This is a genomic window from Bacillus sp. FSL W8-0223, assembly GCF_038006805.1.
GTDB lineage: Bacteria > Bacillota > Bacilli > Bacillales > DSM-4216 > Bacillus_O > Bacillus_O smithii.
On record NZ_JBBOVX010000001.1, the window covers coordinates 1951578 to 1974755 of the forward strand.

The 23178-nt window shown below is 39.9% G+C and carries 24 protein-coding genes, 1 pseudogene and 1 riboswitch; of the genes and pseudogenes, 16 read left to right on the plus strand and 9 right to left on the minus strand.

Annotated elements, in window-relative coordinates:
• Positions 1-108: 108 nt before the first annotated feature.
• The 3 genes from NST81_RS09570 to NST81_RS09580 form a co-directional block, all read right to left on the minus strand.
• Positions 109-738: a TetR/AcrR family transcriptional regulator gene (locus tag NST81_RS09570; RefSeq protein WP_270584091.1), complete on the minus strand. Its 630-nt coding sequence runs from the start codon at positions 736-738 to the stop codon at positions 109-111.
• A 5-nt stretch (positions 739-743) separates the two neighbouring features.
• Entirely contained in the window at positions 744-1472 is a 729-nt protein-coding gene (locus NST81_RS09575; protein ID WP_340396656.1) for an MBL fold metallo-hydrolase, read from the minus strand.
• Positions 1473-1755: 283 nt separating this feature from the next.
• Positions 1756-2676 carry a LysR family transcriptional regulator gene (locus tag NST81_RS09580; protein ID WP_327825041.1) on the minus strand — a complete coding sequence of 307 codons (921 nt, stop codon included), beginning with the start codon at positions 2674-2676 and terminating at the stop codon, positions 1756-1758.
• 181 nt (positions 2677-2857) lie between these two features.
• On the opposite strand from NST81_RS09580, the gene NST81_RS09585 reads away from it, so the two are divergent.
• From NST81_RS09585 to NST81_RS09610, 6 genes are all read left to right on the plus strand, one after another.
• Positions 2858-4294, plus strand: coding sequence for a non-oxidative hydroxyarylic acid decarboxylases subunit C (locus tag NST81_RS09585; RefSeq protein ID WP_341029595.1), 1437 nt, complete (start codon positions 2858-2860; stop codon positions 4292-4294).
• Positions 4291-4518 carry a non-oxidative hydroxyarylic acid decarboxylases subunit D gene (locus tag NST81_RS09590; protein WP_327798284.1) on the plus strand — a complete coding sequence of 76 codons (228 nt, stop codon included), beginning with the start codon at positions 4291-4293 and terminating at the stop codon, positions 4516-4518. The genes NST81_RS09585 and NST81_RS09590 overlap by 4 nt, the downstream gene beginning before the upstream one ends.
• A gap of 21 nt (positions 4519-4539) precedes the next feature.
• Positions 4540-5097 (plus strand): UbiX family flavin prenyltransferase, encoded by a 558-nt coding sequence (locus NST81_RS09595; RefSeq protein ID WP_327798283.1) that lies wholly within the window; start codon positions 4540-4542, stop codon positions 5095-5097.
• Between the two features lie 245 nt (positions 5098-5342).
• Positions 5343-6416, plus strand: a complete 1074-nt coding sequence (gene fni, locus NST81_RS09600) for a type 2 isopentenyl-diphosphate Delta-isomerase (RefSeq protein WP_341029598.1) — start codon at positions 5343-5345, stop codon at positions 6414-6416.
• Positions 6417-6440: 24 nt separating this feature from the next.
• Positions 6441-6941: a pyridoxamine 5'-phosphate oxidase family protein gene (locus tag NST81_RS09605; RefSeq protein ID WP_341029600.1), complete on the plus strand. Its 501-nt coding sequence runs from the start codon at positions 6441-6443 to the stop codon at positions 6939-6941.
• 118 nt (positions 6942-7059) lie between these two features.
• The gene (locus tag NST81_RS09610; protein ID WP_087960047.1) at positions 7060-8421 is read left to right on the plus strand and encodes an IS4 family transposase; all 1362 of its coding nucleotides are present in this window, start codon (positions 7060-7062) and stop codon (positions 8419-8421) included.
• 255 nt (positions 8422-8676) lie between these two features.
• Here NST81_RS09610 and NST81_RS09615 read toward each other — a convergent pair whose 3' ends face one another.
• Positions 8677-9885: a macrolide family glycosyltransferase gene (locus NST81_RS09615; protein ID WP_341029604.1), complete on the minus strand. Its 1209-nt coding sequence runs from the start codon at positions 9883-9885 to the stop codon at positions 8677-8679.
• A 741-nt stretch (positions 9886-10626) separates the two neighbouring features.
• Here NST81_RS09615 and NST81_RS09620 point away from each other — a divergent pair.
• Positions 10627-10938: a CotD family spore coat protein gene (locus NST81_RS09620; RefSeq protein WP_445662327.1), complete on the plus strand. Its 312-nt coding sequence runs from the start codon at positions 10627-10629 to the stop codon at positions 10936-10938.
• A gap of 128 nt (positions 10939-11066) precedes the next feature.
• Here the strand turns inward: NST81_RS09620 and NST81_RS09625 are convergent, their stop codons facing one another.
• Entirely contained in the window at positions 11067-12173 is a 1107-nt protein-coding gene (locus tag NST81_RS09625; protein ID WP_341029608.1) for an Ada metal-binding domain-containing protein, read from the minus strand.
• A gap of 143 nt (positions 12174-12316) precedes the next feature.
• On the opposite strand from NST81_RS09625, the gene NST81_RS09630 reads away from it, so the two are divergent.
• Both NST81_RS09630 and NST81_RS09635 read left to right on the plus strand, forming a co-directional pair.
• Complete coding sequence (locus NST81_RS09630) at positions 12317-12958, plus strand: bifunctional transcriptional activator/DNA repair enzyme AdaA (RefSeq protein ID WP_341029610.1); 642 nt, start codon at positions 12317-12319, stop codon at positions 12956-12958.
• The gene (locus tag NST81_RS09635; RefSeq protein ID WP_048623390.1) at positions 12955-13503 is read left to right on the plus strand and encodes a methylated-DNA--[protein]-cysteine S-methyltransferase; all 549 of its coding nucleotides are present in this window, start codon (positions 12955-12957) and stop codon (positions 13501-13503) included. The genes NST81_RS09630 and NST81_RS09635 overlap by 4 nt, the downstream gene beginning before the upstream one ends.
• A gap of 231 nt (positions 13504-13734) precedes the next feature.
• Here NST81_RS09635 and NST81_RS09640 read toward each other — a convergent pair whose 3' ends face one another.
• Positions 13735-13908, minus strand: coding sequence for a hypothetical protein (locus NST81_RS09640; RefSeq protein ID WP_048623391.1), 174 nt, complete (start codon positions 13906-13908; stop codon positions 13735-13737).
• A gap of 284 nt (positions 13909-14192) precedes the next feature.
• Between NST81_RS09640 and NST81_RS09645 the strand changes: the two are divergent.
• A pseudogene (locus NST81_RS09645) lies at positions 14193-14714 on the plus strand (GNAT family N-acetyltransferase).
• A 691-nt stretch (positions 14715-15405) separates the two neighbouring features.
• Positions 15406-15615: a hypothetical protein gene (locus tag NST81_RS09650; protein WP_341029612.1), complete on the plus strand. Its 210-nt coding sequence runs from the start codon at positions 15406-15408 to the stop codon at positions 15613-15615.
• A gap of 403 nt (positions 15616-16018) precedes the next feature.
• Here NST81_RS09650 and NST81_RS09655 read toward each other — a convergent pair whose 3' ends face one another.
• Together NST81_RS09655 and NST81_RS09660 are read right to left on the minus strand one after the other, a co-directional pair.
• Positions 16019-16591, minus strand: coding sequence for an RNA-guided endonuclease InsQ/TnpB family protein (locus NST81_RS09655; RefSeq protein WP_341030481.1), 573 nt, complete (start codon positions 16589-16591; stop codon positions 16019-16021).
• Between the two features lie 621 nt (positions 16592-17212).
• Positions 17213-17716 carry a DUF5946 family protein gene (locus NST81_RS09660; RefSeq protein WP_341029613.1) on the minus strand — a complete coding sequence of 168 codons (504 nt, stop codon included), beginning with the start codon at positions 17714-17716 and terminating at the stop codon, positions 17213-17215.
• Positions 17717-17856: 140 nt separating this feature from the next.
• Here NST81_RS09660 and NST81_RS09665 point away from each other — a divergent pair, with 140 nt between their 5' ends.
• From NST81_RS09665 to NST81_RS09675, 3 genes are all read left to right on the plus strand, one after another.
• Entirely contained in the window at positions 17857-18723 is an 867-nt protein-coding gene (locus NST81_RS09665; RefSeq protein WP_445662361.1) for a ComEC/Rec2 family competence protein, read from the plus strand.
• Positions 18724-18867: 144 nt separating this feature from the next.
• A complete protein-coding gene (locus tag NST81_RS09670; RefSeq protein WP_341029615.1) occupies positions 18868-19083 on the plus strand; it encodes a DUF3006 domain-containing protein in 216 nt (71 codons plus the stop codon).
• A gap of 666 nt (positions 19084-19749) precedes the next feature.
• Entirely contained in the window at positions 19750-19971 is a 222-nt protein-coding gene (locus NST81_RS09675) for a hypothetical protein (protein ID WP_003352371.1), read from the plus strand.
• Between the two features lie 268 nt (positions 19972-20239).
• Here the strand turns inward: NST81_RS09675 and NST81_RS09680 are convergent, their stop codons facing one another.
• Positions 20240-21607: an ISLre2 family transposase gene (locus NST81_RS09680; protein WP_003355652.1), complete on the minus strand. Its 1368-nt coding sequence runs from the start codon at positions 21605-21607 to the stop codon at positions 20240-20242.
• Between the two features lie 246 nt (positions 21608-21853).
• Positions 21854-21916, plus strand: a riboswitch (Fluoride riboswitch).
• A 62-nt stretch (positions 21917-21978) separates the two neighbouring features.
• Here NST81_RS09680 and crcB (NST81_RS09685) point away from each other — a divergent pair.
• Positions 21979-22374, plus strand: coding sequence for a fluoride efflux transporter CrcB (crcB, locus tag NST81_RS09685; RefSeq protein ID WP_003352372.1), 396 nt, complete (start codon positions 21979-21981; stop codon positions 22372-22374).
• Positions 22371-22736: a fluoride efflux transporter CrcB gene (gene crcB, locus NST81_RS09690; protein ID WP_341029617.1), complete on the plus strand. Its 366-nt coding sequence runs from the start codon at positions 22371-22373 to the stop codon at positions 22734-22736. Before crcB (NST81_RS09685) ends, crcB (NST81_RS09690) begins: the two co-directional genes overlap by 4 nt.
• The last annotated feature ends 442 nt before the right edge of the window (positions 22737-23178 follow it).

The window sequence follows — 23178 nt, forward strand, 5'->3', positions numbered from 1 at the left end:
ATGATGTCATTGGAAAAATCAACCATAAAATGAATGAATTTATTTCTTTACATAGAGAAACTGAACCAGAACAAATCCTTCTAATCAGAAACATATTCATCTCCGTGTTCATTCTCCTTTTTTGGGATCATGAGATGTTTTTTCATTTCGAGACTGGATCACATCTGTTGATTTCCGTTTCTGATGAATACCGACCAGAAAGGTATCGATGAGAAACCGGAGGGTCTCGTTACGATCAAGTGGAAGTCCAAAGCCTCCTTTCCGTTCAAGGGATGAAAAACCATGGAACATGCTTCGCAAACTACGTACAGCATGCAAGGCTGTTTCGTCTTCCAATTTATATACGTGAAGCACTCGCAGAGTTAGTTTCACAATCTCATCTCCCGCTCGTTGTATTTCAGGATCGAGTGGATCAGGCGATTGCAAGGTTGCTTCATATAAGCCGGGATGGGCTCGGACAAAAGACACATAAGCTTTTCCCAACGTATGCACCGCATCATCGCCAGACCGTCCGACAGCCGCATCTGCCAGCGTGCTATATAGTTGTTTGAGACCGTAAACTGCGAGTTGCTTTCTCAAGCCGTGCAATCCTTCGATGTGGTTGTACAAAGACGGGGGGCGGATGCCAAGTTTTTTCGCCAACGTCGCCAAAGTGACAGCTTCAAGTCCCTCTTTGTCGGCAATTTCTGCTGCCGTTTGTAAAATCGTGTATAAGTCTAGACCCATTCTAGGAGACAATTGCGTCACTCCTTCCCGGCTTGGATCGATTTGAAATTACGTTCTGCATTGGCTATGGCACGGTCGATAGCTGTTCCTGGTTGCTCCAACATATTCCCATGCCCTGCTCCTAGTAAGGATGGTCGATATTCACGTATTTTATATGCGCTTTTAAGAGCAACTTCTTTATTCCAAGTAGCCATTGCCGGAAATGGAAACAACGGCTGTAAGCGCCCCGATACAGCGATGCCTCCTCTCGTTTGGAACGCGTCGCCTACAATACAAGCGTCATTTCGTGTATCGAGAAATGACATGGAACCGGGCGTATGTCCCGGCGTGGCAATTGCTATCAACGAGCCGATTCGATCGCCCTCTTTTAGTAAGACATCTGCCCGTGTCTGTAGTTTTTTCGGTACTCCCCCACGAATCGGTGTATTAGGTTCGTTCGGATCCAACGACCTGTCTCCGGACATCAGGCGGTTGTCGCGCTCTGAAACATAGACGGACACATTCGGAAGATTCTGTTTTAACGCATCCAGCGCTCCCACATGATCCTCGTGTGCATGAGTGAGAAGGATACGTGTGATGGGTTTTCCGATATCTTCCGCCGCTTTCAAAATTCCTTTCGCACTATAAGGCAAGGCAGCATCAATCAATGTTAATTCCTCATCCTCCTCAATCAGGTAGCAATTTACAGGGAAAAAACGCGGCAAGAATGTCAATTGATAAACGGTATTTTCGCGGATGAATCGCATATATTCCACCCTACCTTCTTAAAATTAAGAATATTCACTTTATTATAACTAATGATATTAGTTTTTGCGACCAAAAAGTTCTTCTGATGTGAATCAATCTTTCAGTAAATACTTTTTCTCTATCCGTCATTTTCCAAAACAACACTTCAGACATCCAAATAAGAATGTTCATCCAGTTCGTCCATAAAGAAAAAATCAGATTTCGGTGCATTATAATCAGTTTCATTGGATTTTTCTGAGCTATTTAAAGTTTATTATAGTTTAAACATAAGAGAAAACCGATTCATTCATTGGAAGAAGGAGTGCTTTTCGTCCGGGAGGAATGGCCTACATAGTCGATCAGTATTTCTCTGAATCGTTCTGCTGTTTTGGACATATGCCGATCTTTCATCCAAATGAGTGCAGTCTCTGATTTTAATAGCGGAACAATCTCTGAACTTGACAATGTTCCTTCAGGTCTTAATTGAATGGCTGATTTAGGAACGATGGCAATTCCTACACCGGAGTCTACTAATGTTAGCAAAGTCGCGACATCTGGACTTTCACAAATAATGTTAGGATTAAATCCAAAACTCTGACATGACTCAACAAACAATTCGAAGAGTCCTTTTCCGCCTTGGCCATGCAAGATCATAAGGGGATATTCTTTCAGCTTCTTTATATGAATGGTATCTCTTTGAAAACCTGTCCAATCACTAGGATAAACCGCTACAAGAGGTTCCGTATTCAAACGGACGATATTCAAGTTTTTAGATTCAATCGGCAGCCTTGTGATTCCCAAATCAATGACTTTTGTTTGTAAAAGTTCTTCTACTCTATGAGAATCCCCCTCCCATAATTGAAAATTCACACGAGGATACTTCTTCTTAAAAATTTGAATGGGTTTTGGCAGATAAGATACGCATGACATAACAGTGCCTATAGAAAGTTTTCCCGCAATTCCCATCCCCTGTTCTTTTACTTCCGATATCATTCCATCGACAGAATTTAATATTTCTTTCGCTCGATGGAAAAAAGTCCATCCTGCTTGCGTCAGCTCAATACTTTTTGTATTACGCTGAATCAATGTAACACCAAGTTCTTCTTCTAACGCCTTCAATTGGAGACTAAGCGGAGGTTGGGCCATATGGAGCCTTTTGGCGGCTCGTGTTATTTGTCCTTCTTCCACGATAGTTACAAAGTAGAGAAGCTTCCTTAACTCCATGGTAAATCACTCCTATTTATACATAAAATATATATTTATCATTTATTATATATATTTTACATATAAAACCAAAGGTGATAGTGTCAATATTGTCAACAATATCCAAAATGACTCGGATGAATTTCGTGTAGATACGTTCATCTAGGCCATTAAAGAAATATTTTTAAGAGGTGATCATGATATGGTATACAGAGATTTACGCTCTTTTCTAGAAAAACTAGAATCTGAAGGGCAGCTGCTTCGAGTCACACAAAAAGTTAATCTGGAACCGGACCTCGGCTCGGCTGCACGTGCAATCAATAATCTAGGAGATCAATCTCCGGCATTGCTTTTTAATAACATTCATGGATATAAAAATGGCCGAGTGGCACTAAATGTCATTGGTTCATGGCCCAATCATGCGCTGATGATGGGACTTCCAAAAGATACTCCCGTTAAAGAGCAGTTTCTAGAATTTGCACGTCGATGGAGCCATTATCCCGTTCCGGTTGAAAGAGTGGACAGTGCACCTTTTCAAGCGAATGTAATAACAGAAAATATCAACTTATTCGACATCTTGCCGTTGTTTCGTTTAAATCGTGAGGACTCCGGCTGTTTCATCGACAAGGCTTGTGTGATTAGCCGCGACTTAGACGATCCGGATCATTTTGGAAAGCAAAATACAGGGATCTATAGACTGCAAGTTAAAGGGAAAGATCGTCTTGGCATCCAACCCATTCCAACGCATGATATTGGCATTCATTTAAGAATTGCAGAAGAACGCGGAGAAAATCTTCCTGTTGCCATCGCTATTGGATGTGACCCTGTCATCACTACAATTGCAGGTTCACCTTTAACTTATGAGCAGTCCGAGTATGAAATGGCTGGTGCCATACAAGGCGCACCATACCGGATTGTACGTTTGAAAAATACAAACCTAGATATTCCGTGGGGTGCTGAAGTCGTACTCGAAGGGGAAATTATTGCAGGTAAACGCGAATTAGAAGGACCGTTTGGAGAATTCACCGGCAGCTATTCAGATGCCCGCCTGCAGCCAATCGTTCAAGTGAAAAAAGTTTATTTTCGTGATCATCCGATATTTGAGCATTTGTATTTGGGAATGTCGTGGACTGAAATGGACTACATGACAAGCATTAACACATGCGTCCCTCTCTATCATCAACTAAAAGAAGCATTCCCCGAAGTAGAGGCAGTGAATGCTATGTACAATCAAGGATTAGTTGCTATTATCTCTACCAAGACTCGATTTGGAGGATTCGCTAAAGCTGTAGGAATGCGTGCCATGACGACTCCGCACGGATTGGGATATTGTAAAATTGTCATTGTCGTCGATGATTTTGTCGACCCGTTTAACCTCCCGCAAGTGATGTGGGCATTGGCTACTCGTGTAGCACCGGACAAGGATTTGGTGGTTATACCTAACGCATCCGTGTTGTCATTGGATCCAAGTTCCGAACCGCCGGGTATTACCCACAAACTCATTATTGACGCAACCACACCGAAAGCGCCAGAGAGCCGAAGCCAATTTGCTCCATCGGTTGAAGCGCCACGCGATACGGTAAAATGGGAAAAAATCTTAAAAGAACTTATGAATAAACAAGGAGTCGATTTACATTGAATAGATGCCCTCGTTGTAATTCAAACGAAACAAAGATTTTGTGCGAGTCACCGGTAAAAGGATGCTGGATTATGTACTCATGTCCGGTCTGTACATTTACATGGAGATCCACTGAGCCCGAAACGATTACTAATCCAGATTTGTACAACCCGCTATTTAAAGTTGACCCGAATGATTTAAGTAAATATCAGATACATCCTGAAATCGCCAAAAGAAGAAAGTAGTACCCGTGGAAGGTGGATTATATGAAATTAATTGTTGCGATGACCGGGGCAACTGGAAGCATATTAGGAATCAGATTGCTGGAGGCGCTGAAAGAGGCCCATGTTGAGACGCATTTAGTCATGTCAGAATGGGCAGAAAAAACGATGTTGATCGAAACGCCTTACCATCCCGACGATGTCAAACGTTTAGCTTCATATGTATATGAATCTAGCAATCAAGCGGCCCGAATTTCAAGCGGCTCCTTCCGTGTGGATGGAATGATCATTTCGCCTTGCAGTATGAAAACACTCGCAGCCATCCGGATAGGGTTCGCAGATAATTTAATTTCAAGAGCAGCAGATGTCATTTTAAAGGAGCGTAAAAAGCTGGTGATTCTTCCCAGGGAACTTCCTTTAAACAGCATTCATCTGGAAAATATGTTAAGTCTCTCAAATGCCGGAGCCGTCATTTTACCTCCGATGCTTACGTTTTATAATAAACCAGCCACACTCGATGATGCGATCAATCATATTGTGGCGCGCACGATGGATCAATTCGAAATTGCGAACGATTTAACCAAAAGATGGCTCTCTCGTTAACGATCATGAACAGATGAATGCCACTCTTTCGCCAAAAAAACGTTTCGTTGTATAAGGGCACAAAAATGACGCTTTTCTGTCTGTTCGCTTGGATAAGACCTATATATGTAACTGCCATATGGAATTTTTAAAATTACGAAGATTATGGAAACCACAATAAAATAAAATGATGATACATGTTGGGCTAGTCTTTAGGTAAAGACTAGCCTTATCTACAGGATTTTCATTTGAAAGAGGATGATCGTATGTCTCGAGAAAGAAGAAAAGATGAACATATACAATTGGCCGCGCTCCCAGAATCCGTTTCGTCCGTTTCGCATTTTGATGATCTATCTTTCGTCCATTACTCTTTTCCTGAAATGGCATGGAATGAAGTGGACCTCAAGTCTGAATTTGCCGGCAACGTGATGAATCTTCCCATCTATATTAACGCCATGACAGGCGGCAGCGAAAAGACGGGTAAAATCAATGAAGCTCTAGCCGATATTGCATCGATCACAGGTGTTGCTATGGCTGTTGGCTCGCAACATGCGGGGCTGCGAAATGATTCTCTTATAGACACGTTTCGGATCGTACGAAAACGTAATCCTAAGGGAATCATTTTTGCCAACATTGGAGCCGATGCACCGATCGATTTTGCACGACGGGCAGTTGAGATGCTTGAAGCGAACGCCCTGCAAATCCACGTTAACGCTCCCCAAGAATTAGTCATGCCGGAAGGAGAGCGAAATTTTAAGGGATGGCTCCATCGCATTGAACAAGTGATACAAACCGTCCCTGTCCCGGTGATTATAAAGGAAGTAGGATTTGGGATGTGTTCAGAAACATTTCATCTATTGAATAAAATTGGCGTTCGCCATATAGACATCAGCGGTCGTGGCGGTACAAATTTTGTTTGGATCGAAAATCAACGAAGGAAAAACAAAGAATACAGCTACCTGCAAAACTGGGGACAATCGACCATCATCTCTTTATTGGAAGCACAAGAATTTCTAGAAAATGAAAACTGGACGATATTTGCATCCGGAGGCATTAGAAATCCTTTAGATATTGTAAAGTGTTTATCTCTTGGGGCAAAAGCAGTTGGCGTCGCCGGGCCCGTTTTGCGTCTCCTTCAACGGGAAGGAGAAGAAAGAGTGATTGAGGAGATTCATGAATGGACTATTCAATTAAAATCGATTTTTACCATGCTTGGCGCTAAGACGGTTCAGGATTTAAAAAAGTGCTCCCTTATCATAGCCAATGAAGTTCGTGAATGGTGTGAACTACGCGGGATCGATGTTACGCACTATGCACGCCGAAGCCGTTTTTCAATATAAGGGAAAAAGGAGATAAACACGAAAATGAATACCCAAGAAATATCCACCAATCTATTCCAACTATTAAACGGTAAAGACCTTGGGTCGAAACAACAGGAAGCAATGATGTTGTTGACGTTGAGTCAAGACCTGTGGCCTCATGTGGCAATGATTAGCGTTGGTGAAGTCATTGCCATTCGTTCTACCGAATTAAAATTAAGCCTGTGGCCAAACACTATCACAACGTCCAACATTATCCGAACCGGCAAAGCCACGCTTGTGATCATTTTCAATGGGATTGCTCATTATATAAAACTTTCATTGCGCAAACTTCCAGAATTGGCCGATGCCAAACATAAGCGTGAACGATTTTCAGCCAAGGTTGTTTCCTATCGGGAAGACATCGCAAAATACGCCGAAATCACTTCAGGCATCCAGATCCAATTAAAGGACCCCGCTTCTGTCTTAAAGCGTTGGAATGAAACCATCGAAGATTTATTAACTCAGCTTTCGCAGTCCAAAATCTTGTTTAAATGCTTGATGTAAATGGTTTTGGGAAGTACAAAATTATCATTTGACATTTTTTAAAACATAAAGAAAGACACCTATTCTTTTGGTAAAATATTGGTGACGAAACCAAATCCAAAAGAAAGGTGTCACCACTATGATAACGAATAAAGACTACTTTGCGCAATTACCAAAAGAAATTAAACAAGGATTTTCCGAATTAAATATTGGATATCATTTAAGAAAAGCGAATATTACGAAACTTTCCGGGTATTCTTGTCTTACTGTTTTCAAACTGATTTTTCTTTTAGTCTTCCAATATAAGAACTGGTTTCGTGCTTTTATGAGTAAACGATCTCAGGATCTGCCCGGAAAGGATACAGTCTATCGCTTTTTAAATACACCAACCTATCATTGGAGAAAGTTTCTGCTTTCATTAAGCAGTGAAATGATCCGTCTGCTTCAACCATTAACTTCAAAAGATCGTGTCACAGCTTTTGTGATTGATGATTCTGTCTTTTCAAGAAACCGTAGTAAGTCGGTTGAACTGTTGGCTAAGGTTTTTGATCACTCTACCCATCAGTACTTGAAAGGGTTTCAAATGCTTACCCTTGGCTGGACCGATAGTTTTACTTTTATTCCCGTTGATTTTGCTCTTCTAAGTTCACCGAAAAAGGAAAATCGCCTGCAAGAAATCAATACCAATATTGATAAACGAACATCTGGCTATAAGCGTCGCCAGGAAGCTCTGAAATCAAAACCGGACGTGGCTTCAGCTTTACTTGATCATGCGCTTGAAAAAGGGATTATAGCTGACTATGTTCTCATGGATTCCTGGTTTACACAAGCGCCTTTAATTGAGAAGATTACGAACAAAGGGTTATTTGTCATTGGCTTGGTGAAGCAATTAAAGCAGCGATACGTTTACAATGGTGAACGTTTCACACTGAATCAACTTTACAAATTGGCAAAACCTCACATGGGTAAAAAAGACATTCGCGGATCCGTTTATGCTACTTTAGACAATGGAATTCCAGTAAAAATTCTATTTGTACGAAACCGTAATAAACGGAGCGAATGGCTTGCCATTCTCAGCACAGATACAACATTAGAAAATGAAGAGATCATTCGTATTTACGGCATGCGTTGGGACATTGAAGTCTTCTTCAAATGCAATAAATCCCTTTTAAATTTAGAGAAAGAATTCCAGGGACGTTCCTACGACATGTTAATTAGCCATACAACCATTGTTTTTACACGATATATTCTCATTGCTTGGCAAATGCGAAAAGAGGAGGATCCTAAGACGATTGGCAACCTTTTTTACATCCTTTGCGAAGATGTAAAAGACATAGATTTTATTACTGCCCTTCAATCACTTATTGACCTTTTCCAAACTTTGGCGGAAGCCGAGGTTTCTTTGAACATGGACATCTTTAAAAATCAAATGAATAAATGGTTGGCCACTATACCTAATTATATCAAGCAATGCTTAAATATTTCTGTGTGCGAAAGTTGAGTTATTAAGATAAGTCAATCACAAATTTTACAGAATATAAAAATAGAGAGACAAATCGCCTTTGAAAATCCTCCCATCCCCTCTTGCGAATGGCTATTATTTAGTGAAGAAAGTGTATGCGCCGCTTTCCCGTTGAGTGTGGCGGAGCCATCTCACACTCTAAAGGTCCCCTTTCTGATAGAGGGGGAGCCAAGTGTTTTCCATTATTAAACTAACTCTTGACACTGTTCAAATTGCACCTAACCCAACGAGAGATTATTTTGATGTAATCGAAAGTTGTCGTCTAAATTTAAATATTTCATCTGCCGCTTTTTTAAAGCCTCCAGCTTCCTTCAAAGAATCTCCAATTTTCCGGCTATTTTCTGCGAACGAAGGATTATGCAACACGCGTTCTGCTGCAGCACGCAATTGATCGGCCGTAAGCTGTCGACGATCCAGCTGTATACCGGCCCCTAGCTCTTCTACTCGTTTTGCCACGATCGGCTGATCTCCCGCAACTGGAATGACGACAAGTGGAACACCAAAATATAGCCCCTCACTAGAGCTATTCATTCCTCCATGTGTAATAAAAACATCAGCCTGCTGCAGCACTTCTAACTGTGGCACATAGTTAAAGACCATAAAGTTAGAGGGAATTTCATGAAATTGATTTATATCTGTATTTTTTCCTACAGATAATACAACAGTAGCTTGACTGTCTCGAAAAGCTTCAAAGCACATGTGATAAAATTCCGGCCGTTGGTTAAACACCGTTCCCATTGAAATAAAAATGAGTTTGTCTGTTTGAATTTTTTCAAACGGAAAATGTTCAACATCTTTTCGTTGAGCAATAGAAGGACCAACGAATATGAATGAGTCATCAAACTGTTCTGCATGAGGCTGATACAGTTTGGATGTAAATACGATCGTCATATCTCCAGGATGGTTTATCATATCGAGAATCCCATTGCAATCAATACCGTATTGATCCTTCCACTTCTTATACATAGCCATAATTTCTTGATACATTGGCGATTCTTTATCTATTTGATTTTTCATATTCATTACACCAGCGTATACAAGCTCATTCATAGCAAAAGTCGTACAAGAAGAAATCTTCGGTAAATTTAATATATCAGCGATGATCCATCCTGCAGGAAAGTTATTATCATAAATGACATAATCATACTCTTCTTCTCGTATTTCTTCTAAAATATCAGCCACAATTTCATCTGTTGCTTTCGTTATACGTAACGCCATTTCAAGGGGATTCGTCTTTTCGTTCATCCTTTTCATAATGTCTACTCTTGACATAAAATTTTCGTAAGCACGAAAGGTTGCTTTCGTTTTCTCGATCTTCTTTCTATATTCTTCGACACAATAGTAAATGACCTCTTCCCCTCTTTGTATTAACTCTTCCACAAGTGCGATTGTGGGATTAATATGCCCTTCTCCCGGAAAATTGAAAACAAGAACTTTTAACATAACTCTCTCTCCCTCTAACCATATTACAGACATTTTTTCTTGTCTTGCCAAATTCATTATGAATTCAATTGGAATTTTTTTCAAATTAAAAATATATTACAATTTATTACATTTTGAAAAATATCTTACTTATTTTACGAAATTCAAAAAAATTTGCAAATAATTCTTCGTCACGATGGAAATGGCAAAAGGGGTATGGGTATGTTCACGAAAAAGCGAACTTTTCTGAACAAAACAGGCTATTTAAGAATATAAGGATGAATATGAGTGCTGTGTATTTATCATATCTTGAAGAATTTTATGATCAGCAATCATTCAAAAATTGACAAAACAGTGGTTTGAGTCAAACCACCCTTTTTTATAACGAGGAGACATCCTGCCAAACAGAAAGAAAACTCAAAATATCTTCTTATTTATAATAAAAAAGGCTGACACTGATGATGGCTCATTGTCATATCAAGATAAAGCCTTAAGGTTTCATCTCCTCATTGCACTATCTTTCCTTCAATCCGATGATTGGCATCATTTCACTTCTTCCTATTTTATCCAACGTTTTTTGATGAATTCCTCTATCACCATATTTGCACCACTAAGCTCGAAGCTCCCTTTCTCTTATACTGGATCTTCAGCAACAATTGACTTATCGTGATAATTCTCATAAATGGTTAAACAACTAGTACAACCAAACACCCTCTTTCATATACTGCTACTGTCAAATAAATCAAAAACGGAGGTATTAAAATGCACGCACACAAAAAATGGGGCCACCACCCTTCTTTTGGATGTCCCCCGCAATTCTGTCCGCCACAAGTGTATCCAACTATGTACGATTCGCCATTAGTCTCGCCGCCACAGCAATACGTAAAAACCAATTTAACCAATACTGTAGTACCACATATTCACCCATCTCATACCACTAATGTTAACAAGCATATGATTACTCATGAGCATTATTTCCCACACACTGAATCTGTAGTAAATGAATGCTGCGAACAACATGTGATGTGTGGAGTACCGCATGATCCTTGTTGTCCGAGACCATTTGGCTTTTAACTTTCAAAGCCCCACATACGGGGCTTTACTTTTTCCTTAACAGGCTCCGTATGGATATCAATTAAATCTTATCTAACGGAATCAGTCTGATTAATCCGAAACTGTTCAACATGGGTATCCATCAAAACTTAATAAAGCAATCTCCATAAATAAAAAGTGGCATAAGCTTCCCAATTTTTCCATCTTGAAAATAACTTTAAGATTTCTGCTTTAGAAGGTTTATTCTCGAAACCAAGAAGATGTTTCATAGCATTGTGCAGACCGACATCATCAATGGGTAAAGCACTGGGCATTCTCAGACAAAACATTAAAGTATAGTTTGCCGTCCACGGTCCTATTCCCCGAATTTTGACTAAGGCTTTTTCCGCTTCCTTATAGTCTCCCGTGCCTCTCAATCGCTCTTTCGTTAATTTTCCTTCCGCCATGAGTCGAGCGACTCCAATGAGATATTCACCTTTTCTGGCAGACATTTGTAATTCGGTTAAATCGTTGATCGTCAATTCCGCGACGACTTGAGGAGATGGAAAGATCCAATATGGTTCTCCATTCCAGTTTACGTGCCGACCAAAGGTTTCCACGAAACGCCTTTTTAAAGTACGCGCAAAACTTAGATTGATTTGCTGTCCGATAATCCCCCAACAGATAGCCTCAAATAAGTCGGGAATTCCGATGAGACGAAGTCCATAAAATTGGCTGGTGACTTTTTGCAGTAACGGATCATTTTCCGCTAAACGGTAAAATGGGCGTAAATCGGTCTCCAAATCAAACCATTCTCTTACGAATCGTGCTGCCGCTGCCCGGACCCATTTATGAGAAGGAATGGTGTGACCAACAAAACGTATGATAAGAGAATCATCATGGTCCGTACTAATTTCCATTAATACTGTTTCCTGCTCGATCGGAACCGCTTTGTAAATTCTATTGTCTTTGATACGATACATACTTTCGTTTGGAGCGATAGACAAATATTTCATGTTTTCGGCAAAGCTGAATTCTTTCGGCACCATCAACCTGATTTCATCCTTGTGATCTTCCCAGGAACCATGCGGAAGATGAGAACAACATGTTTTACAAGGACGATAGCCGGCTTGCTCTGCTTCTATTCTAGACGCAAATCGAATGATGTTTTCTGTCTTTTTATTCTCTTCGCACCAGGGGAAACAATAAATCTTCGTTGTTTTGTCGCCCACAAAATAAGCGGCATCCCACTCATGATTAAACAAACTGTTTTTCATATAAATCTCCCACTCCTATATAACAATACAATCTTAGTTTTAACATAAAATGACTTAAAGTCATTTTGAAATCTTGCTTTTCTATTCGTGGAGACATACTTGATATCTTCATCCAGTGTATACTGAAAATGGAGGGAATCCAAATGAAGAATCAAAAACAAAAAGAATACGAGATGATACAATTCATCTCGCAAAACGATCATGAAGTAAAACCAGTTATGGAAAAGATGACGGACGAAATTTGGCAAGCAATTATAATGAATAAATCGTCCTACGACGATCAATTTTTGTACGGTGTAAAAACAACCGGCATTTTTTGCCTCCCTTCTTGCAAATCCCGCCCCCCTAAAAAGGAAAACGTACGCGTCTTTCAAAATGCCAAGCAAGCTCTATCGGAAAACTATCGTCCATGCAAACGATGCAAACCGACCGAACAACGACTGCCGGATGAAGATTGGGTGGCACAAATCACCCATTTTATAGACACGAATTTCAGTAAAACTTTAACGCTTGAAATATTGGCGAATTTTTGTCACGGCAGTCCTTACCATTTGCACCGTACTTTTAAAAAAATCAAAGGGTTAACACCGGCCGAATATATCCGGCAAACGAGAATATCTAAAGCTATTCAGTATTTGACTTATTCCGATAAAAGCATGACAGAAATTTCCTTCGCAGTAGGCATTCCGAATGTATCCTACTTTATCACGTTGTTTAAGAAGGAAACAGGATATACCCCCGCAGAATATCGTCAATTACATCGTTGTGGAGATGAAAGGCAATGAATACAAATAATGATCTATTCGTTTATTGGACTTTGTTTGATAATAAACAATGGAAAATGCATATAGCAGCGACAACAAACGGACTTTGTTACATCGGCTCTCCAAATGGATCACTTGCCGATTTATCCCGTTGGCTGAAGAAGCGCTTACCGAACAGCGTATTGGTGCAAGATGATCAGAAATTGCAGCCGTATATCGACGAATTATCCCAGTATTTTGAAGGCCAGCGCCAAACTTTTACGGTACCCGTTGATTTATACGGCACCCCGTTTCAATTATCCGTATGGAACGCATTGTGCGAAATTCCATACGGACAGACAAAATCTTACTCCGAAATTGCGGATTATCTTCAAAAACCGACTTCGATTCGTGCTGTTGGAACCGCTATTGGCGCCAATCCAGTATTAATAGTGGTGCCTTGTCATCGGGTGATCGGCAAAAATGGAACTCTTACAGGCTACCGAGGCGGTCTGGAGATGAAAAAACAACTGCTGGAGCTGGAAAATAAAAATGCCCTTTTCGATGGAAAGTTCTTGCATGTGTAATAGAATTTTGATCACATTGCCTCTTTCGGCTGCAATTCAGTGCAACAATCGTTGGACAAGTAAGTCATCCTTTGTTCGGAAATTGATTAGACAAAGATTCGTAGCATGAAATCATCAATATGTATGATCAAGAATCTTTCTTTCGCATTATGATGGACGATTCATAATATCGATTTGGAAGAGGAAAAATACTTTATTTGCAATCACCTCTTCCTCCGACTTTATTAAAGTTTATTTCTTTATATCAAGAAAGCACTTTTCACAAAATATTTTCCCTTCGTTTTGTAAAAATGCTTTAATTTCAACCATCCCTCTTCTTTCAGGATAACGCATTTTCACATAAACCTCTTCATTGCCATGAATTTCTTTTCCACATTTTGAACATTTCGATATTACCTTAAACATCATAATTCCTCCTATTCTCTATCAGTCATTTATTCTAAATATTCGTTACTTTGACAATCGCTTTAAGGAAGAGTATTACTATATTCAACTATGATTCCGCAGACTATAAATAGATTTTCATCCATTTCTTACATTCACTGAAAACAAAAGATCCTTTTCCAACTAACGTTGCAGGTTTGTTTAAGTAAAACAGGAATGGTTAGGCAGTTTGTCGAATTAGTTCACAAAAACAATCACATAAGGTGTATTTTAACTTGAAGAAGATACATATATTTATTGGGGTGATGGCTTTGGTGATTAGTGAATTAAAAATTGAACAATTAATTTCTATTGAAGAACACATTAATGAACTTTCGGAACTTCTGATGCAGGTAGTAGATGATGGTGCATCGATAGGCTTTTTGCCACCACTGTCATTTTCGGATGCCAAAACATATTAGAAAAATGTATTAAATCCAGAGGTGCTTCTATTTGTCGCTAAAATAAACCATCAGATCGCTGGAACTGTACAATTACATCTATGTACTAAGCAGAACGGTAGTCATAGAGCTGAAATCGCAAAATTAATGACACACCCTAAATATCGACGTAATGGTATTGGTCGTTTACTTATGAATAAAGCTGAAGAGGAAGCCAAAAAGGTGGGGAGGTCCTTATTAGTTCTCGAAACAAGAGAAGGAGACCCTTCCAACCTTCTTTATTCTTCAATTGGTTATATTCAGGCTGGCAAAATCCCTTATTACGCAAAATCTGCAAACGGAGAACTACACTCTACCGTTTTTTATTATAAAGTGATCTCTGATTGAAATAAGGAATTTCTAATGGGCAATCCATTATTACCGTCTTACATTTTATATAAAAAGATAGAACAAAAGAGAACGACACTAAGCCATCCTCTCTATTTCCTTCATCGAAGGCCAAAACATTAGATTACCAACTCTAAAAAATTTGAGCTTTCAACCAAAGGTTATTTTTTACCCTATATTTTATATAATTTTATATAAAAAAGGAAAAGTTAAGATGCAGGATTTTTTAAAAGTATTTTTAATAAACTTGATATGTGACATTGATAACATGCTGATTTTAGGAAGTATTTTGCGAAAACATGCTTATTTAAACATAACCTTTTCTGCAGTCATAGTTCTTACATTCACGCGAAGTCTTTACATAGTCTTAATTGATGCACTTTCAAATTTTCCAATGTTTCAGTTAACCACTGGAGTCATTTTGCTTTTAATAGCATTTAGAATTACAACAAAGTCCATATGGGAAAAGGAGCTTCGTAGACATTCAACCCCATCTATTTATTTAAAGGTAAAAGTTTTGTCGCTTCTTGTGATCACGGATTTTTTAATTTATTTAGATAGTTCCATTGTCATTTCCAGAATTTAGCAACATATAGGGCCAGTCATAGTAGGAATTTTTTGCAGCCTTTTCATTTCCCTTTCTTTTTTGACATTTATTATAAAACTGACAAGAACGAAAACATTTTTTTGGTTGAATATTGTTGCTGCAAGTTTTATTGCTCAAAATGCCATTATTACCATAGGTCGTGATCCGTATTTAGTCAATTGGATTGATTCCATCGATAAAATGTTTCCAAAAGTAAATATTATAAACATAGCTGCTAATGTGACAGTCATACTGATTGTAGTGATAGGGTCATTTTCTTATATCAGGCATCATCGTATGACCATCCATAAGTAATGCAAGATTTTTTGAACGTCGATACACATATGTATTCAAACCACTTATTTACTTTTTTTAAAAAACGTACAAAAAATCCTTTTTTGCGTCTCTTAATTTGGAACTGTCTGTTCCATCATCATTCTTCTTTGTTCCAAGTTTTGTTTGAATGATTCCACCACCCATTTATTTCTTTCTTCAAGTCGCTTAATCATATATTGGTTTTTGCTTTGAGATCGGTTCCAACAACTGTTTAATGAACCTCCCGCCACTTATGGAAGTGGGGGTTTCTTCTCTGCCAAACATAGAAACTTCCACGAAACACCTTTCGGCGTTTCTCTTCTTCGAAAGAAGGGAATCTTCCACGTTCTAAAAGAAGCGACACCTTGCGGTGGGTGGGTTCGCACCATCTACTACTCCCCGTTTATGCGGGTCGTAGATACGTTGGAATCTTCTCCTGTCCCCAAGGTTCAAAGGAACCGTATAACACTTGGCTCAAGATATTCTTCGCTCCATGAATATCCCGATGAGAAGTGTATCCACAATGGCAATGATACATTCGGGTGCGTACTTTCTTTTTTCGTTTGCAAACAGGACATGTTTGACTGCTGTACGCTTCCTTCACAAACGTTACCTGGATACCTTTGTTTTGGCATTTGTATTCCAAATATTTCTTTATTTTGCCAAATCTCCAATTGAATAGTTTTTGATTGACGTTTTTCCGTCTTTTCTTTTTCGTGTGTCTCTGTACCCCTTCGGGATTGCCGACATATACATCCGAAACGCCTTGTTGGATGCACCAATCCACAAACGCTTTGGTGGTTTTGTGTAAAGCGTCCCGCAACTGTCGTTCACTTTTCGAAAGGATATACCGCTTCGCCCGTTGGTATTTTTTCCACCTCCGAGAGCCTTTTTTGCATTGGCTCTGAAGTTTTTGCAATTCTCGAAGTTTCTTGTTGCGAAGACGGTGGATACTGCGAAGTTTCCGACCTGACAGAAGAACACTTTCCCCATTGTCGCAAAACGAAGCGGTGGAATGCGTTTACCGCCATGTGTACCTAACGACAAAGTTATTTTCCCATTATCAGAAATGGTGAAGGCTTTGTCTACCCACTTGGTATTGAAGTATTTCTTTTGTTTATAGGGATACTTAGCGGTTTTGATACCTTTCTGGATAGCTTTGTGAGTGCTGTCTCTGGCAAAAAGATATTTGTGAGCCACCGCTTGGATACTTTGACTGTGTAAGCGATATTTTCCTTTGAGAAGGGCTTGCAATTCCGTTTTGCCAATCCATTTTTTGTGTTGAAGGTAGTAATTTCGGGCTTCGGTGAGACAATCATTCCAAATTTGAGCGGAAATTCGATTACATTCCATTAGTTGCTGGATGGTGTCTTTCGAAGCGGAAAAATACACTCTCTGTCCTCGATACATGGTGAGATTCACCTTTTTTTATGTTTTTGTTATTATAGTAGGATAGAAGAAAAAATAAAATAGCGATTCATCCCCCACCTAAAGAGGAAGGGGACTTCTCGCTATTCTTGTTAAATAGTTTCTACTCCTCCAGTACTTTCTTAATACCCTTTGTAAAAGTTAGAGATTAAGAAAAGTTTAACATCCGTTATCTTAATAAATGATTTGAAATATTCTTTACCCAGTCGTGTTGATGTTCCCAGCAGCGCCACACATCATACATCCATTCTCTAAGCATAACGTCTCGATTTTTCCCTGGTTTCTCTTTTAATACGTCTTGAACAGTTATTAAATATGAATTTTCGGGGAGTGGCAATGACGGCCAGTTATATGGGCGTTGACTAAGCAGCATTTGCACACTCTGTACTTGTTTTCCGGTAAATCCAAGTTCAATCGCATAATATAAGCCAATTAATGAAAAGGCAACTGTGATATTTTTCATACCAGCTCCCGCGTGCTGTGCGCTGTATGTATCAATAGCGTGCTGATGCACAAAATGGAGGTCTTGTTGACTCATCGTGTAAAAGCTCAGTTCGTTGTATTTTTGGTAACATTCTCCGGTGGCATTGTAGCGATGAGGCCTTTCTCTTTGCTGATCAGGCAGCCTTAACCCGCAGCCGGGGCATTCCATCATCTTTTCTCTCCTTTTCATCTCTCTTTCACCTTTTCAGACCTGACATCCTCAAAACCTTCATTTTTTTATATTCATCATAAAGGCCATTCTTTTTTGCAAATTTCTCTGCCTTTTATCCCATAATAAAGTTAAATCACCGTAGAAAAAGGAGGATATGTGTGAAAATCCGTACATTTTTATTGCCTTTTATTTTTTTGTCCTCCATTGTTTTCCCGTCTTTCGGAAAAACCGCAACATCGTCTCTGTATGTCCACTACATAGACGTTGGACAGGGCGACAGTATTTATATCAAAACCTCAGACGGGGAAGATATTTTAATTGACGGCGGCAATAATGACAAAGGCGATGATGTCGTAGCATATCTCCAACAACAACATGTCGACGATATTGAGATTATGATCGCGACTCATCCGGACATTGATCACATTGGGGGATTGGACACTGTCTTAAAATCCTTTAAAGTAGAACAAGTATACGCTCCAAGAGTTTCTCATACGACTCAATCGTATTTAGATTTTTTGAACGCCGTAAAAAATGAAGGATTAACCATTCAAACCGCCCAAAAAGGGACTGCTCTTGGTTTAAATGATGTTTCCGCCATATTCGTAGGCCCGGTTAAATCCTACAGCACAGACGATACAAACGACTGGAGCGCTGTTCTTAAACTAACATATGGAAAAAGATCTTTCCTGTTTACGGGGGACGTCGAAACAACTGCGGAATCTGATATGATCGCTTCTAAGCAAAATTTGAGAGCTGACGTGATCAAGATTGGACATCATGGGGCGAAAACATCTACAAGTGAAGCATTCTTGAATGGAGTAAAGCCAACCTATGCCGTTATCAGCGTTGGAAAAGAAAATACGTATGGGCATCCAACCGCTGAAGTAATAAATCGCTTAAAAATCCACAAAATCAATATTTTTCGAACGGATCAGCAAGGTACGATTATAGCCAAAACGGATGGAACCCATTTATCTTTTAACGTTAGACCTATATCAAGTGATAGCAACATTGCTCACTAAGCCCCATCGTATCATTTAATAGCTAGTGTGAATATTTATTAACAGAACAAGCATGGTCGTACAACATCACAATTTACCGGTCATTTAGAGAAGAGAAGCACGTCTTGCACTCCCAGACCCAATAAAGAGGATGTGACCATAAAAGTGGAGTATATTATTGATTATTTTGAAGGCGGTTTAGCAGTTTGCGAAACTAAAGACAGAAAAAGGGTAACGATAGAAAAAAGCAAGCTTCCTAAGAATTGTAAAGTTGGTGATGTGATGAAATTAGAAAATGGCCGTTTTCGTCTGGACAAAAAAGAAACGGAAAGACAAAGAAAAGAAATAGAAAATTTAATGAAAGGATTGTTTAAGGATTAAAAGGCCAAAAGCCCCTCTCAGCAGGGGCTTTTAAACGCATAGCTCGCTGAAAAGTTAGGTGTTACTTTATGATATCGTTCAAAATAAAAGTAATGAACATCCTCTAATGGTTAAAGAAAAGAGAATATTTTGCTTCCGGTCGAACGGTTGATGATCTCTTTCATGATGGTTTGAAGATTATCGTTGGCGTTTAAAACTCCCAACAGAATGGTTGAAAACAAAAAATTCCCGCCTAAACAACAAGATTGCTTTCATTTCATCTTCTAACCGAATAAAGCTTCTTTATTTAGATGTTTTTTCTGGTGAAACACTTCTTACTTCATTAAATGCACAAGAAAAAAGGACAACAAAAAATGCTTTACGTCCTACTCTGTATCTAGCAGTTGCTGGTAGAACATTGATTTTTATTTTTGGCCATGTTAAATTTTTACTATAGATATGTTTATCAATCAATAGACCGCTTATTTACTGGTTCCATTGTTGTGATACGACGAGTCATTCCATCATTGTACTTTTAGGTTCTTTCCTGTAAAGTTCACAAGCATTGAACGTATTTGTCTACGTAGGAGACAAATACGTTCTAGTAGCCGCTCACATCGGGATAGGTCACTAATGCTGATATCATTTTTCGCAAAATTCCATTATTTCCGAAAGGATTTGAATTGTATGTTGTCAAAAAATAAAATGGTCATTGAATTGGATGAAAGATATTTTAATCAGGAAGAATTAAGCAACGCTGTCGTCCAACATCTAATTAGCAAAGGAAACAGCTGTGAAAAAATCGATCATTACACCATTATTTTAAATAACAAAAAGTACACACTGACTGAAAAGACTATCAATATAGGTGTGCCGCTTCAACGGGTGATATTAAAGGAAACGAAATAACAAATTCACTTTATTATGATTATTTTTGGTGCCTATTGTCGCTATTTGCGGGAAAGTCCATTTAAAAAACAGTATGAGCCCTTCTCAATGGTATATCTGGATAAATGATAAGAATTTTATAGAGTCAGTCAAGACTTTGTGGGAATTTTTTTGGTTCGCTGAAAATAGATGTAAGTCATAGGTTAGCGAACCATTTTTTTGAATTTCATCCGTAAGCGCTTTCGGACTCTCATCCCTTGCCATGACAGACGAATATGTATACCTTTTTTTACCATCCCTTGAATTCAGACAGGGCATGATAGATCGGAGTCCCGGACGATTGCTGTAAATATGGCACGTTATTCCGCGTTACCTCTGGAAGAAGACGGCGGATGCGTTGTTTCGCCTTGTTCACGATCGTCTGTTTGGTAGATGCCGTTTCCTCCGCCGGATGCGACGATTCTTCTCCTAAACGATGTCCGAAAAGACGAATCCCATCCATCCGGGCAATCATTGCCTTGAAAAACGCCCTGAGTCCCTTGTCTGTCCAACTGCGGCGGTATTTCACCCGATACGCCAGCTGGCTCATCACGCTTTCAGCCCTCCCCATCGGATACATGCCCGTTGTGTCCACTCCTTGCTCCTTCAGCCATTCCCGGTAATCACGGATGCATCCCGGCATCGATTCGATCCGGTGGATCAAGGCAGCCAGCTGTTGTTCTTTCGCTTCGTCCCCCAGCGTGCCGAGGGCGCTGTTCAGTTCCACAAGCAGCTTCTCTTCATCCTGCTTCGCCAGCTTTTGCCGAATCGCCTGCCACCGTGGATGGCCCGAGAGGCATTGGCGCAACTCACGCGCCACGTGGAATCGATCCAATTGGAAGCAGACCCGTCCTTTGAAATACTCCCGGCACGCGGTAATCCATGGAGCGCCGTCCCCGTTGATGACAAGAAGATCCCGACACGGATCATAGGCATATTCGTTCATCAAAAATTCCTCGAAGCCTTCCCACACCTCCCCCTTGCCTTCATGGACGTAATGGCGCTGATTCACGAATTCGATCCGTGAGCCGTTGCGCTTCCATCCTTCGTGAACGGTCAGGATTTTGTCTTCCTTGGCCCGTTTTCCCTTCCCTTGGAGAGAGACAAACAGTCCATCGGCCTCCACAAACAGCACCCGTCCATATCGCTGGTCAACCGGGCAGTGCAGCGGAACTTCAGCCTCGAGCACCAACTGGCGGATCGTCTCATGGCTCATCACCGGATACCCGACCATCTGGGCAAGCGTATGAGCCGCTTTGCGATAGGAAGAGCACTCCACAGCCAATCCCATCGCCGTTTCTTCTAGACAAGGGCTGATTGACTGCGATCCATCAAACGCTAAAAAGGAATCAAGCAAAAACGTGTAACGGTTTTGTTCTCGGTCTAAATAGTAGTTTCGCTCAAAGGTAACTTCGCCAAACAAGGTTTGAATCGTGGTGCGTCGTTTGTCTTTCAAGTGGTACCGGCGCTTGTCCCGGGTTTCCGCCAATTGTCGGTCGATGTCCTCCAACAGAGCCGTAAACAGCTCGGTGAAGGCGTTTTGCAAGGCTCGAAACAAATCAAGTTCGATCTCTTTCCATGTCAACGAATTTGTGGTAAGATGTTGTTGAATATTCATGGGACTCTCTCCTCCTGTTTGATGGTGTGAACAATGATCATCTTACCAGGGAGAGAGTCCTTTTTTCATGTTTCCTGCTTGGGATCCTACCGCGCTTTGCTTGGTGGCCCCGATGAGGGGGATTGCGAACCTACGTTCCCAACCCCCTCATCGGGGAATTCTAAGAATTTCTCCCACAAACATTTTACTCACACAATTTTATATAAGATATTGAATGAAAAAGGCATTAAGTATATAATAATTTTCAGCTGAATAGGCGATGGAGTTCGCCGTATAACCGTCCATGCGACTAATGACTCCTACCAGTAATGCACATTTGCTGGTAGGAGTCTATTTTTTATGACAACAATAAAGTTGAGGAGGCTGATAGGATGAACTTATTGGCAATTGGAATAGGAGGATTCTTTGGTGCGATACTCCGTTATTCAGTAGGAAAATGGATTCCTGCAACCAACGGGTTTCCAGTTGGCACTTTGCTGATTAATCTTGCAGGATGCTTATTCCTTGCTTGGTTTTTCACTATAACTGCGAAACGATGGATGATAAACCCGCAATTAAAGCTGGCCATAGGAACTGGTTTCACGGGGGCATTCACGACATTTTCAACTTTCTCCGTCGAAACGCTCAATCTTATAGAACATCAACAATTTTTCATCGCTCTTATTTACCTTCTTTTGAGTGTTGGCGGCGGCATTGGATTCGCGATCATTGGGGCTAAATTGGCTACCTTCAATATTCAGCAATCGAAAGGGGGAGCAGAAGAATGATTTGGGTAGGCATCGGAGGAATATTTGGAGCCATTTCGCGGTATCTTCTAGGGAAATGGATTACCGGCAAAACATCTTCTGTCTTTCCATTTGGCACTTGGTTTATCAACCTAACGGGTTCATTCATGCTTGGTATTCTTGCAGTTCTGCATTCAAATAAAATCATACCTGAATGGTCATGGCTTTTAATTGGCATTGGTTTTATTGGAGCCTACACAACCTTTTCAACATTCGGATATGAAACGATCCAAATGTTGCAGAAAAAAGATGCGAGGAACGCAATCATTTATGTTTCGACGTCAGTGCTATTAGGGGTTCTTTTCGCTTGGATCGGAGGATTGATGGCAGCCGCACTTTTCTAGTGTTGGAGTATCAATAAAATACATCATGAATGTTTCGCTATTGGGTTGGGAAAAATCGGTACCTGATAAAGCTTGGCAAAATGCCAAGCTTTAAAATGCCAAGCTTTATTGTTTTAAACTCGTAATTTCTCAAAGGATTTAGCAAAACCGATGTCATGTTCGATGTTAAACCTCAAAAGCGAATCGAGTGTAAAAGGATGCTCGACACTGGTTTTTCATGTTAAAAGATTTTCATTATCTTCATCGGCCATTGTTTATTCACGCGGTTCCGGATCTTTTCTAAACAACCTAGTTTAGAATGAATGCGAATAAAAGTAATTGGAATAATTTTTAAAAATAAAAACAGACTAAATGTAAAGATTCCAAAATGAGTGAAGGATGTGATGGGTTTTGCGACTAGCAAATAAATCTGGAAGTCTTACCTATTTAGGATATACTGCAA

What these genes read in the sequence shown, in the direction of transcription:
- NST81_RS09575 (WP_340396656.1), bottom strand. Translation starts at nt 1,472, where the DNA reads ATGCGATTCATCCGCGAAAATACCGTTTATCAATTGACATTCTTGCCG.
- NST81_RS09580 (WP_327825041.1), bottom strand. Translation starts at nt 2,676, where the DNA reads ATGGAGTTAAGGAAGCTTCTCTACTTTGTAACTATCGTGGAAGAAGGA.
- NST81_RS09585 (WP_341029595.1), top strand. Translation starts at nt 2,858, where the DNA reads ATGGTATACAGAGATTTACGCTCTTTTCTAGAAAAACTAGAATCTGAA.
- NST81_RS09595 (WP_327798283.1), top strand. Translation starts at nt 4,540, where the DNA reads ATGAAATTAATTGTTGCGATGACCGGGGCAACTGGAAGCATATTAGGA.
- fni (WP_341029598.1), top strand. Translation starts at nt 5,343, where the DNA reads ATGTCTCGAGAAAGAAGAAAAGATGAACATATACAATTGGCCGCGCTC.
- NST81_RS09605 (WP_341029600.1), top strand. Translation starts at nt 6,441, where the DNA reads ATGAATACCCAAGAAATATCCACCAATCTATTCCAACTATTAAACGGT.
- NST81_RS09610 (WP_087960047.1), top strand. Translation starts at nt 7,060, where the DNA reads ATGATAACGAATAAAGACTACTTTGCGCAATTACCAAAAGAAATTAAA.
- NST81_RS09615 (WP_341029604.1), bottom strand. Translation starts at nt 9,885, where the DNA reads ATGTTAAAAGTTCTTGTTTTCAATTTTCCGGGAGAAGGGCATATTAAT.
- NST81_RS09620 (WP_445662327.1), top strand. Translation starts at nt 10,627, where the DNA reads ATGCACGCACACAAAAAATGGGGCCACCACCCTTCTTTTGGATGTCCC.
- NST81_RS09625 (WP_341029608.1), bottom strand. Translation starts at nt 12,173, where the DNA reads ATGAAAAACAGTTTGTTTAATCATGAGTGGGATGCCGCTTATTTTGTG.
- NST81_RS09630 (WP_341029610.1), top strand. Translation starts at nt 12,317, where the DNA reads ATGAAGAATCAAAAACAAAAAGAATACGAGATGATACAATTCATCTCG.
- NST81_RS09635 (WP_048623390.1), top strand. Translation starts at nt 12,955, where the DNA reads ATGAATACAAATAATGATCTATTCGTTTATTGGACTTTGTTTGATAAT.
- NST81_RS09640 (WP_048623391.1), bottom strand. Translation starts at nt 13,908, where the DNA reads ATGTTTAAGGTAATATCGAAATGTTCAAAATGTGGAAAAGAAATTCAT.
- NST81_RS09660 (WP_341029613.1), bottom strand. Translation starts at nt 17,716, where the DNA reads ATGAAAAGGAGAGAAAAGATGATGGAATGCCCCGGCTGCGGGTTAAGG.
- NST81_RS09675 (WP_003352371.1), top strand. Translation starts at nt 19,750, where the DNA reads ATGTTGTCAAAAAATAAAATGGTCATTGAATTGGATGAAAGATATTTT.
- NST81_RS09680 (WP_003355652.1), bottom strand. Translation starts at nt 21,607, where the DNA reads ATGAATATTCAACAACATCTTACCACAAATTCGTTGACATGGAAAGAG.
- crcB (WP_003352372.1), top strand. Translation starts at nt 21,979, where the DNA reads ATGAACTTATTGGCAATTGGAATAGGAGGATTCTTTGGTGCGATACTC.
- crcB (WP_341029617.1), top strand. Translation starts at nt 22,371, where the DNA reads ATGATTTGGGTAGGCATCGGAGGAATATTTGGAGCCATTTCGCGGTAT.